Consider the following 11,663-nt stretch of genomic DNA (forward strand, 5'->3'; position numbering starts at 1 on the left):
ATCCCTTTTGTAGTTGATGCATGCCGTTATCCCAAAACCGGTTCCCACTTTTGGGCGACATCAAATCTTTGTTTTATGCATGTCGTTGTCCAAAAACCGCTACACACTTTTGGGCGACATGCATTTGTCAGTGTCCGCGCGTCGCGGCGATCTCGGCGCCGTAGCGCATCTCGAGAAGTGTTTTCAAGACCAGCGTGACGAGCGCCAGGCCGGCAAGCAGCGAAGCGACGGCAAAGGCGGCGGCGGCATTGTACTCGTTATAAAGGATTTCGACATGCAGCGGCATGGTGTTGGTCAGCCCGCGTATGTGGCCCGACACGACCGAGACGGCGCCGAACTCACCCATCGCGCGGGCATTGCACAACAGCACGCCGTAGAGCAATCCCCATTTGACGTTGGGCAACGTCACGTACCAGAACGCCTGCCAGCCATTGGCTCCAAGCGACAGGGCAGCCTCCTCGTCGCCATTGCCCTGTTCCTGCATCAGCGGGATCAATTCGCGGGCGACGAAGGGGAAGGTGACGAAGACGGTGGCCAGCACGATGCCCGGCACGGCAAACAGGATGACGATGCCATGTGCTTTCAGCCAGGCGCCGAGCAGGCCTTGCGCGCCGAACAAGAGCACGTAGACAAGCCCCGAAATGACCGGCGAGACGGAAAAGGGCAGGTCGATGAGTGTGGTCAGGAACGCCTTGCCCTTGAACTCGAACTTGGCGATCGCCCAGGCGGCGGAAATGCCGAAGACGATGTTGAGCGGCACCGAGATCGCCGCGACCAGAAGCGTCAGGCGGATCGCTGAGCGCGTATCCGGTTCGCCTAGCGCCTGTGTGTAGGCCTCGATGCCCTTGGCGAAAGCTTCCTTGAAGACGATGATCAGCGGCAAGAGCAGGAAGATGGCGAGGAACGCAAACGTTACCGCCATCAGCACGGCTTGCGCAGGGCGGCTTTCGGTTACCGCCGCCGAGCGGCTTTCGTGGTGCGGCGCGTAGGATTTGATCTCCGGGTCAGCCATAGCGCTTGCGGCTCCAGGTCTGCACCAGGTTGATGACCAGCAGCATCACGAAGGACAGCGCCAGCATGATCGCCGCGATCGCGGTCGCCGCGGCATAATTATATTCCTCGAGCCGGATGACGATCAGAAGCGGTGCGATCTCGGATTTGTAGGGCAGGTTGCCGGCGATGAAGATAACCGAGCCGTACTCGCCGACGCCGCGCGCGAAGGCCAGCGCGAAACCGGTGACGATGGCCGGTGCCAGTCCGGGAAGCAGAACACGGCTGATGATCTGGAAGCGATTGGCGCCGAGCGTGGCGGCCACTTCCTCTACCTCTTTGTCGATTTCCTCCATGATCGGCTGCACAGTGCGCACGACGAAGGGCAGCCCGATGAAGATCAGCGCGATGACGATGCCGAGCGGCGTATACGCGACCTTGATGCCGAGCGGCGTCAGCAGGCTTCCGATCCAGCCATTCGGTGCGTAAAGCGTGGTCAAAGCGATGCCGGCAACCGCCGTCGGCAGCGCGAAGGGCAGGTCGACCATGGCATCGGCGATGCGGCGGCCTGGAAAGCTGTAGCGCACCAGCACCCACGCGACGATCGTGCCGAAGACGACGTTGACGGCGGCGGCAATGAAGGCGGTGCCGAAGCTGATTTCAAGCGCGTTGATGGTGCGGCGGTCGGTGACGATCGCCCAGAAGTCGGTCCAGCCGAGCGCCGCCGAGCGCCAGATCAGCCCGGACAGGGGAATGAGGATGATGAGGGTGAGGTAGGCAAGCGAGAAGCCGAGCGTCAATCCGAAACCCGGAATGACGCTCGGCTGCCTGAATCGCCACCCCGCCTTGGCGGGTGCTGTGGTCATGTCGTCCTGATCTAAATGCTACTGGGCCGGCTTGTAGATCTGGTCGAATATACCACCATCGCCGAAATGATAAGGCTGTGCTTTCTTCCAGCCGCCAAAAAGCGGGTCGTCGATGGTGACCAGCTTGATCTCAGGCAGCTTGGCCAAGTCCTCCGCCGGCACCAGTTCGGGCTTCGAAGGGCGATAATGGTTTTTGGCGATGAGCGTCTGGCCTTCCTTGGAATAGAGGTAGCTCAGATAGGCTTCGGCAACTTTGCGCGTGCCTTTGGCGTCGACATTGGCGTCGACCACGGCTACCGGCGGCTCGGCCAGGATCGAGGTCGGCGGGTAGACGATATCGAAATTGTCGGCGCCGAACTCGTCGAGCGCCAGATAGGCCTCGTTTTCCCAGGCGAGCAGCACGTCGCCCAGCCCCTTTTGCGCGAAGGTCACGGTGGCGCCGCGCGCACCGGTGTCGAGAACCGGGACATGCGCATAGAGATTGCCGACGAATTCCTTGGTCTTGGCCTCGTCGCCGCCATCCTTGGCGCTGGCATAGGCCCAGGCGGCAAGATAGTTCCAGCGCGCGCCGCCGGAGGTCTTCGGATTGGGCGTGATCACCTGGACATCGTCCTTGACCAGATCGCCCCAATCATGAATGCCCTTGGGGTTTCCCTTGCGGACGAGGAAGATGATCGTCGAGGTGTAGGGTGCCGAATTGTTTTCGAATTTCGTCCGCCAGTCGGGATTGATCTTCTTCGTTTTCGAGACAATGGCGTTGATGTCGCCTTCGAGCGCCAGCGTCACCACGTCGGCGTCGAGCCCGTCGATCACGGCGCGCGCCTGGGCGCCGGATCCGCCATGCGACTGCTGGACGGTGACGGTCTCGCCTGTCTCGGCCTTCCAGTGGGCGACAAAGGCCTCATCGAATTGCTTGTAGAGCTCACGCGTCGGGTCATAGGACACGTTGAGAATGGTGGTGTCGGCAAACGCGAAACCGAGCGTGCCGAACTGGACAGATGTGGCGACCAGTGCGCCGAGCAGTTTCCTGAAATGAGGTTTGGTCATTTCCGCCTCCGTTGAACTCGCGCCAATCTACCGAATTGATAGAATTTAGATGCATTCAATGTTGCCTTTTTTGGCCTATTGAAGCAATTTTTCGCCTAGTTTCGGCGATGCGAGAAACTATTTTCCCCGCATGGACCATGATTGCGCTCCCGACGCGATTATCTAGAGACGGCTAGCTCTTCGGCAATGACTGCGTCGCGCCCGAAGGTTGCGGCCGGCTATTCGGCGGTAACGGGAAAGTTGAAGCGCTCTTTTGGAAACGGCTCGTTCTCCAGCGTGAAGTGCCACCATTCGCGGGCGTAATTCTTGAAGCCGCGGGCACGCATCGCCTCGACAAGTCTTTTGCGGTTAGCCGCCGCTTCACTGGCTATCGGTCGGTGAGCCGTTTCGCTCGCTGGATCGAAACAGTCGAAACCCGTGCCGAAATCGAGCGTGTCGGCATCGGTCGCGCCGCAGGCCGGTTTCGGAGCGCTCTTGCGGTCGGCTCGCGCGATCGCGACATCGACCGTCGATCCGCGCGAATGGGTGGACAGTTCGCCGATATAGCCCTTGGCGATGAGATCCTTGCGCTTGACCTTTGGGTACCATTGCGCGTCCGGTGGCCCACTCGTTTTTGTCCAGTCACCCATGTCGGAGACAGCCCGCGCAGGGCGATAGCAGTCGAACACGACCAGCGTCAGTCCTTCGGCGGCAATCGCTTTCTGCACTGCCGAAAGCGCTTGCGCCGCTTGCCTGGTGAGGATGCATACCGGCGCATGGTAGCCGCTTACCTTGCGATGCAGGAAATTCTCGAGGCCGGCATAGCGGATATCCTGCCGGATATTGGGATCGATGTCGGCTAGCCGAACAAAGCCGGCGGGGAGGGTGTCAGCAAAGGCCGAGGAAATACCGGCGGCCGAAAGCAAGACGTAAAACCCAATCCCCTGAATCACCTGCCGGAAATTATTCAAGGGAAACTTTCACTCGACGAAAACCTTCACACTGGCCGCGCGTCCCGCCGCGTCGATCACGGTCAGGGTCGAATAGCCGGCGCCGTCCGGCTGCCAGGTCGCGGTGCGCCGCCGGTCGATGCCGACCAGCGGCTTGCCGTTGGCCAGCCAGCGGAATGGTGCGCGGCCGCCTTGCAGCTTGAGCACCAGCGGCGAGGCGTCGGCCGAGGAAGTGCCGAGATCGACGCGAGCGCCGTCGGGCGGAAAGATGATGGTTGGCGCAGGTTCGGTCGGCGTCGCCTGCACCAGCCCATCGGTGCCGGCGCCGAAGCGCGTCAGCGTCACCGGCAGCTCCTCGCGTTTCGGACGCCGGACGCCGGACGGCTGGCTCGGCAGTGGTACGGCGGCCAGGCCGGAACGGACAAAGCCTTCGAACAGGATGGGCGCAGCCGAGACATAGCCGGACAGGCCGGGCACCGCACCGGCGTCGGGGCGGCCGACCCAGACGCCGAGCACGTAGCGGCCGTCGAAGCCGACCGACCAGGCGTCCCGATAGCCGTAGGAGGTGCCGGTCTTGTAGGCAATGCCGCGTTGGGCGGCACCCTGGGGAGGCTTGACGCCTGACAGGATGTCGGTGATCTGCCAGGTCGCCTGCCCGTCGAGGATGGTGGTGGTCGAGCGTTCCGCATTCGCCGGCTCGGTGCCGTCATGCAGCGTGTGTGCCTTGCCGCCATTGGCAAGGCCGGCATAGAGTTGGACTAGGTCGCGCAGGGTCACCCCGACGCCGCCGAGGCCGATCGCCAGGCCGGGCGCTTCGTTGACGGGCAGGATAGGGGTCACATCGGCCTGGCGAAAGCGTGCCATCAGCCGGGCCGGGCCGACCGCGTCGAGCACGCGGATCGCCGGCACGTTGAGCGACAATTGCAGCGCCTGCCTGATGCTGACATCGCCCTGATAGCCCATGTCGAAGTTCTTCGGTCGATACCCGGAGAAATCGGCTGGGCTGTCCTCGATCAGCATCTCCTGCGCCACCAGGCCTTGTTCGAAGGCGAGGCCGTAGATGAACGGCTTCAGCGTCGAGCCAGGCGAGCGAACGACCTTGGTCATGTCGATCCAGCCCGAACGGCTGGCATCGAAGAAATCGGCAGAGCCGACCTCACCAAGAATATCGCCGGTACGGGCATCGGCCAGTACCATGGCCACCGAGAGGCGAGGGCCGAGCCTGGCGGCCGCATCCTTGGCCACCTGCTCCAGCCCTTCCTGGACACTCTTGCGGATCGTCAGTTGCAGCTTCTGGCCGGGAATGGCCTTGGACAGCATCGTATAGGCCGCATGGGCAGCGAGCGCCGGCAAGGTCCGCCGCAGCCCCGACACATCGTCGAGCGCGGCTCGAGCGGCCTCACGTTCGCCGAGCAGGCCTGCCGAGACCATGCGGGTCAGCACGCGGTCGCGGGCGGCATGGGCGACGTCGAGGTTGCGGTCAGGGCGCCGCTTTTCCGGCAATTGCGGCAAAGCGACGAGCAGGGCCGCCTCCGAGACCGTCAGCCGTTTCGGCTCCTTGCCGAAATAGGCAAGCGAAGCGGCGCGCACACCTTCGAGATTGCCGCCATAGGGCGCCAGCGTCAGATAGCGTTCGAGGATCTCGCGCTTGGAAAGCCGCCGTTCGATCTGGAGGGCGCGCAGCACCTGCTTGATCTTCGAGCCGAGGCTGCGGCTGTCGCGCGGTTCGATCAGCCGGGCGAGTTGCATCGGCAGCGTCGAACCACCGGAGACGATATGGCCGCTGGTCGCGAACTGGCCGGCGGCACGCGCCAGTGCCAGCACGTCGACGCCTTGATGATCCCAGAAACGCTTGTCCTCATAGGTGACCAGCATGTCGACGAACTGCTTGTCGACCTGGTCCAGGCTGGTAGCGAGCCGCCAGTAGCCATCCGGCGTAGCGAAGGCGCGCAGCAGCTGGCCGTCTCGGTCCTGCACCTCGGTCGAGACCGTCAAAGCAGCCGGCAGCGGCGGCGGAAATGCGCGGTCGAGCTGCCAGAGGCCGAAGGCGGTGATTGCCGCGAGACCGGCCAAGGAAATGCCCGTGATGGCCGCTCGGCGCAGGAATTTTCTGGAGAGCATGGCGCCGCCCCTCATCCGCCTGCCGGCACCTTCTCCCCGTTTAGTGACGGGGAGAAGGGGGCTGTCGCGACCCTTGGCGCCTTTTCTGCGACGTTAAAGTTCGGCGAAAACTTCGGCGCATGGCTCTTTCTCCCCGTCTCTATACGGGGAGAAATGCCCGGCAGGGCAATGAGGGGCAGCGCCACCGCCATATTCCTATCCTTACGGCGCCTTGACCTCCATCATGCCGGTGGCGGTGCGGGCCGAATATTGCGGCCGGTACATGTCCTCGATCGTTGCCGCCGGGTGGGCATAGGTGCCCGGCGTCACCGCGCGCACGACGTAGGCGAGCGTGATGTTGCGGTCGCCGTCGCCGTCGTTGGGATTGAAAGCCGCGACGAAACGGTCGTCGCGGAATTCGAGATGAGCGGCATCGGTCTGCGCCAGCCAGGAGAAGTTCGTCAATTGGGCGCTGGAGACCAGGCCCGGATTGTCGATCTCGAAGCCGGCCGGCAACAGGTCGGTGATCAGCAGTCGCGAAGGCCAGGTGTTCTGCTCGTAAACCTTGAGCACGACGACATAGCGTTCGTTCTGCTTGACCTCCGTCACGTTGGCCTCTGTGCCGTCTAGCTTGTAGTAGGTACGGCTGATGGTAAAGCCGTTGCCGCCGGCCGGCAGAGGCTGGATCGGCGAGGCCACGGTGGTGACGACCGCCTGCAGCGGATTTCTGCCGGTGTTGACGATGGTCAGCGGACTGTCGGCCAGGTCGCCACCAGCGATCTGGTCCGAATAGCCGCCGGCATGCGGTGCGCCGTTGACGGTCAGCGCGATCGAATCATTGCCGGCCTTCAGCGCGCGGGCCGCCAGCAGCATCCAGGACTCGTCCTGTGTGCTGGTCCACCTGGCGTCGGCGCGTTCCCTGGTCACTAGTTGGATCAGCGCCGGCACGATGGTCGGCACCGGCTTGCTTTCCGCGGCAAGCGCCAGGATCGCCGCGCCGTCGCGCAGCGGCGAGCCATAGTCGGACCGGTAATAGTCATATTCGGGCGTCGACTTGGCCAGTTGCAGCGCGGCCTGGAAGGTTGCCTCCGAGCGCTGGGTGTCACCGTAGAGCGCGAGAGACGCCGCCAACTGGGCGACGGCCATCGGGCTGGTAAAGGCTTCGAGCTGGGTGTCGGCATAATAACGCAGATCGCCGACCGAGGCCTTCTTGTTGCGGGCAAGCACATAGAGCGCATAGGCGATCTCGCTGCCGCGATCCTGGACGTCCTGATCGTAGCCGATCGCGTTCTGCAGATTGCTCAGCGCCTGGTTCATCGCCAAAGCCGGCACGTCGTATTTCTGCTCGCGCGCCCGGGTCAGGAAATCGGTGACATAGGCGTCGAGCCACAGATCGCCGGAACCCGGACCCCACAGGCCGAAGCTGCCGGCCGATGCCTGGTAGCTCAGCACCTTGTAGATAGCGTCCTGGACGCGGCCATGCAGATCGGGGTCGCTGGCCATGCCGATGCCGGAAGCCATCTCGTTGACGTAGAGAAGCGGCATGGCGCGGCTGGTGGTCTGTTCGGCGCAACCATAGGGATAGCGGTCGAGCGTCATCAGCAGCGACGGTACATCGAAGGCAGCCGCCTGCGAAACGCCGACGCTGACCGAAGCGCCATCGAGCAGGCTTGCCGCCAGCAGTTCCTTGTCGACGCGCAGCGCGCCGCCATTGCCCTTGAGGTCGACGACCATGCGGGTGGTCACCGGCAGTTGCGCTGGGCGCACCGGCACATAGAGCGTCTGCTCGACAGCGGTGCCGTCGGCATGCGCAAGCTTGATGGTGATCGAGGCGTTGCCCGCGGTCCGCGCAATCAACGGCACGGTCAGCGTCTGCCGCTTGCCTTTGGCCAGCGTCAGCTTTTCAGGCAAGGCGGCACTGCCGGTAGACAGGTCGCCCGTCGTGTCGATGGTCAGCTTGTAGTCGCCAGCGGGGCCGTCGGTGTCGGCGACATCGAGCCGCATGACGGCGGAATCGCCGGGCGCCAGGAATCGCGGCAGGCCGGCGGTGATCACCACCGGATCGCGAACGATGACGTCGGACTGGGCATGGCCGACTGCTTCCTTTGTCCACGCGACGGCCATGACGCGCACGGTGCCGTTGAACTGCGGTATGTCGAAGTCGATCCGCGCCTTGCCGTCGGAGTCGAGCTGGACCGGGCCGGAGAAGAAGGCTACCAGCTTTTCGGTCGGCGGACTGCCTTGCGATTGCATGTTGGCGCCGTCGCCGCCGGTGCGCAGCTTACCGGTTGTGCCCAGCGAGCCGTCGATCAGCCGGCCATAGATGTCGCGAACCTCGAGACCGAGCATGCGCTGGCCAAAGAACCAGTTCTCCGGATCCGGTACCTTGTAGTTGGTCAGGTTGAGGATGCCGACGTCGACGGCCGCGACCATGACATAGGCGTTGGTGCCGGGCTGCACGCCGGCTACGGCCACCGGGATCGACAGCTGCTGGCGCGGCATGGTCTTGTCCGGCGGCGCCAAGCTGACGGCAAGCTTCCGCGAGCCGGGATCGAGCTTCAGCCATTTGACGCCGATGGCGCGCGCCGGCATACGCGTCTCTTGCGCATCGCCCGGCCTGAACAGCGTTGCCGTGACGTAGGCGCCGGCACCCCAGTCGTCGCCGACCGGGATGTCGACGGTGCTGCCGCCGGCCGGCACGCTGGCGGTGACGGTCTTCAGGAGCTTGTCGGCGCCGATGGTGACGAGCAGCTCGCCGGCAAAGTGCGGCGACACTTTGAGCTTGGCCACTTCACCCGCCGCATAGGTATCCTTGTCGAGGGCGATCTCTAGGCCGTCGGGCGTTTCGGTGGTGGTGGAACTGACATACCAGCCGGCGTCGAACTCGTAGCTGGTGGCCGGGCCTTCCGGATCCGCTGTCTCGATCTCGAGCCGGTAGCGGCCCCAGTCGACCGGCAGCGACACCGTCGCCTCGCCATCGGCGCTCAGGTCGACCTGGCCGTTGGCCACCGCCTTGGTGAAGGTGACCGGCTCATAGTTCCAGGAGTTGCTCGAGCGGTACCACTGGTAGCTGCGCTCGACCTTGACCAGCGACCACTGCGCGCCCTTCAGCGCCTCACGCTTGCCGTCTGGGTCGACAGCGATCAGGCTGAACTTGGCCGTGCCGCCTTGCGGCACCTCGTCGTCGTCGAAATCCGGGCGGATGCCGATCATGTGGCCCTGCGGGCGGATGCCGATATTCAGCGAGCGCTCGACGGCACGGCCGCCGGTTTCACGCATCCTGACAGTGACCTTTGCATCGACCAGCTTGGTGGTGGATGGCAATTGATCGACGGAGACCGGGAAAGTCGCCTTGCCGTCCTCGCCGACCACCGGCAGGCCGGTGAAGGGCGTCACCGTCGGTTCAGCCGACTGTTCGTCGGCCAGACCGAAAGAATAGCCTTTGAAGCGGTCCCAATCGCGGGCGGTCGACAGCGTCAATTCGCCTTCGAGCGCGAGGCCCGCGGCCGGCGCGCCGTAGAGAAAGCGGCCGTCGACGGTAATGTTGGCGGTCTCGCCCTGGGCGATCTCCTGCTTGTCGGAGGACAGGTCGAACTCGATGCGGTCCGGCACGAAGTCCTCGACCAGGAACATCTGGCTGGCGACCGCCGCCTGCTTGGGATCGGTATGGATCGCCACCGTCCAGGTGCCGCGCATGGCGTTGGGTTCCAGCGGCAGGTCGACAGCGTGACCGCCGGCCGATGCGCCGTCGCTGACGATGCGGCGGTCCTCGACGCCGTCGGGCCGCGAGAAGATGAAGGTCAGCGGCAGGTTCTCGACCGCCTTGGCGGCACTGTCGCGGGCAAGGGCCGCGACATGGACATCTTCGCCGGCGCGGTAGATGCCGCGCTCGGTCCAGGCATAGACGTCGAGCGCGCCAGGTGCCGGCCGTCCGGCGACGCCACGGTCGGACAGGTCGAAGCCGGCGCGGCCCATATCGAGGAAGACGAAATCGTCGTCGCCCTGTTTGGCCATCAGCACGGCCGGGGCCATGCCGCTGTCGCCGCGCGTCAGGCCGGGATTGAACACCGCCCGCCCTTCCGCGTCGGTGGTCGCGGTGCCGAGGATTTCATTGTTCCTGGCCAGCAGCGTCAGCTCGGCGCCGGCGATCGGCTTGGCGGTTGCGAGCGAACGGGCAAAGACGTTCAGCCCATCCTGTCCGGTATAGGTCGACAGGCCGATATCGGAGACGACGAACCATTGCGTGGCGTGCGAATCATAGTCGTCGCTGCGATCGTTGACGGCTTGTGCGGTCAGCACATAGACGCCGGGCTTGCGCTTCGGCAAAGCCTCGTCGATTGGGAAGGAGGTGGTGACTTCCTTGTTGAGGTCGTTGGCGATGTCGAGCTGGCCTTGCCAGACCGGCTCGCCCATCTGTTCGGAGATGTTCGAAATGTCGTAGCCGTCAAGCTGGCGCAGGAACTGATATCCCGACAGAAGCTGGGCCAGCGAGCGGTCGCCGATGCGGAAGAGCTTCATTTGGGCGGCATTCATGTTGACGGTGACGACCGGTATACCTCGGCGTGCGCCGGCGGGCAGCACGAAGCTGTCGCCGGTGAAGCGGGCCGAAGGCGCGCGGTCCTGCACGTAGATCGACAGAACCACCGGTGCCGCGGTGACCTCGCCAATGGCGGCCGGCAAGCCGGCGCGGAAGGTCACGTCATAATGTTGGCCGTGCTCGAGTCCTTCGACGCAGATCTGCTTGTCCTTGGCTTCGACGCCCTTGGGAGCGGCGTTGTCGACAGTAACGAACTGCGAGTAGTCGACGCCGGTCTTGACCAGTTCCTCGGAGAACTGCGCGCAGATGCGTGGCGCGCTGGTGTCGGCATCGACGGTATGATCGATGACGCGGAAGCCCTTGCGGGCCTTGAGATCCTGATAGGCGGCCCTGACTGCCGGCGAATTGACGAGAGCGAGGCTCGCCTCGTAGGCCTGCAGAGCCGGCCTGTAGAGATCGCGGCGATCAAGGCCGTCCCCGAGCAGCGCCAGCACGTCGGCGCGCGTCTTGGTGGTGCGCAGCAATTTGTAGGCGTTGAAGGCGGCGGAAGTGGCGTTCGCCGGCAGGGTCGACGGCTCCGAGCTGTTGGCGGTCGGATGGACGGCAAGCGTTTCGCGCGCCAGCTCGAGCCAGAGCTGGCCATCATCCGGCAGCACCGAAACCGCCGCTTCGTATTTGTGCATGGCCGAGCGATGGTCGCCCGTCAGCGCCGACCGTTCGGCGGCGGCCCTCAGCGCCGTCAGCCCCTCGGTCGGCTTGGTGTAGGTCGGGCCAGTGAGGTTGTTGCGGTATTGCTGGGCCTGGTCGGCCATCCAGTTGGGGAAGAAGGCGAGTTCGGGTGGCGCGCCGATGTCGGGATCGCCATCGATGTTGACGACCTTGCCGGCGACGGCGCCACCGAAGGGTTTCAACGAATTGTAATCGGATTTAAGGAAGCACCATTTGGCCTTGAGGTTGTAGGTGAAGGCGCGGCAGGCCGGGTCGCCGAGGCAGGTGGTCTTGCACTGGTCGAGGCTGACATTCTGGTCGGATCTGAGATCGAAACCGAAATAGTCGGAATTGTCCGATGTCACCACGCGCCGGGCTTCGGCCGCTTGCGCGACACCGCTCCAGGCAAAAAAGAGAAGGAAAAGAATCGATAGACCACGAGCCGCGCGCATTGCCATAAACCCCTCCAGACAAGTGCTTACGTCC

General features: G+C 64.1%; 6 protein-coding genes. All 6 read right to left on the reverse strand.

Annotated features, from left to right (window positions below; all coding sequences use genetic code 11):
• Positions 1–127 precede the first annotated feature (127 nt).
• The 6 genes from cysW to NKH30_RS22875 all read right to left on the reverse strand — a co-directional run bounded on the left by cysW (position 128) and on the right by NKH30_RS22875 (position 11,635).
• Positions 128–1,012: a sulfate ABC transporter permease subunit CysW gene (gene cysW / locus NKH30_RS22850; protein ID WP_352473513.1), complete on the reverse strand. Its 885-nt coding sequence runs from the start codon at positions 1,010–1,012 to the stop codon at positions 128–130.
• Entirely contained in the window at positions 1,005–1,856 is an 852-nt protein-coding gene (gene cysT, locus NKH30_RS22855) for a sulfate ABC transporter permease subunit CysT (RefSeq protein ID WP_352771332.1), read from the reverse strand. The genes cysW and cysT overlap by 8 nt, the downstream gene beginning before the upstream one ends.
• Before the next feature lie 18 nt (positions 1,857–1,874).
• The gene (locus tag NKH30_RS22860) at positions 1,875–2,903 is read right to left on the reverse strand and encodes a sulfate ABC transporter substrate-binding protein (RefSeq protein ID WP_352473515.1); all 1,029 of its coding nucleotides are present in this window, start codon (positions 2,901–2,903) and stop codon (positions 1,875–1,877) included.
• A gap of 218 nt (positions 2,904–3,121) precedes the next feature.
• The gene (locus NKH30_RS22865) at positions 3,122–3,808 is read right to left on the reverse strand and encodes a M15 family metallopeptidase (RefSeq protein WP_352997173.1); all 687 of its coding nucleotides are present in this window, start codon (positions 3,806–3,808) and stop codon (positions 3,122–3,124) included.
• Positions 3,809–3,862: 54 nt separating this feature from the next.
• Positions 3,863–5,953 (reverse strand): penicillin-binding protein 1C, encoded by a 2,091-nt coding sequence (gene pbpC, locus NKH30_RS22870; RefSeq protein WP_352997175.1) that lies wholly within the window; start codon positions 5,951–5,953, stop codon positions 3,863–3,865.
• 201 nt (positions 5,954–6,154) lie between these two features.
• The gene (locus tag NKH30_RS22875; RefSeq protein ID WP_352997177.1) at positions 6,155–11,635 is read right to left on the reverse strand and encodes an alpha-2-macroglobulin family protein; all 5,481 of its coding nucleotides are present in this window, start codon (positions 11,633–11,635) and stop codon (positions 6,155–6,157) included.
• Positions 11,636–11,663: the final 28 nt, after the last annotated feature.

The sequence above is a fragment of the Mesorhizobium sp. M1273 genome (assembly GCF_040318195.1).
In the GTDB taxonomy this organism is placed as follows: domain Bacteria; phylum Pseudomonadota; class Alphaproteobacteria; order Rhizobiales; family Rhizobiaceae; genus Mesorhizobium.

Coding starts and splice junctions, on each gene's coding strand:
- cysW (WP_352473513.1), bottom strand. CDS start 1,012: ATGGCTGACCCGGAGATCAAATCCTACGCGCCGCACCACGAAAGCCGC.
- cysT (WP_352771332.1), bottom strand. CDS start 1,856: ATGACCACAGCACCCGCCAAGGCGGGGTGGCGATTCAGGCAGCCGAGC.
- NKH30_RS22860 (WP_352473515.1), bottom strand. CDS start 2,903: ATGACCAAACCTCATTTCAGGAAACTGCTCGGCGCACTGGTCGCCACA.
- pbpC (WP_352997175.1), bottom strand. CDS start 5,953: ATGCTCTCCAGAAAATTCCTGCGCCGAGCGGCCATCACGGGCATTTCC.
- NKH30_RS22875 (WP_352997177.1), bottom strand. CDS start 11,635: ATGGCAATGCGCGCGGCTCGTGGTCTATCGATTCTTTTCCTTCTCTTT.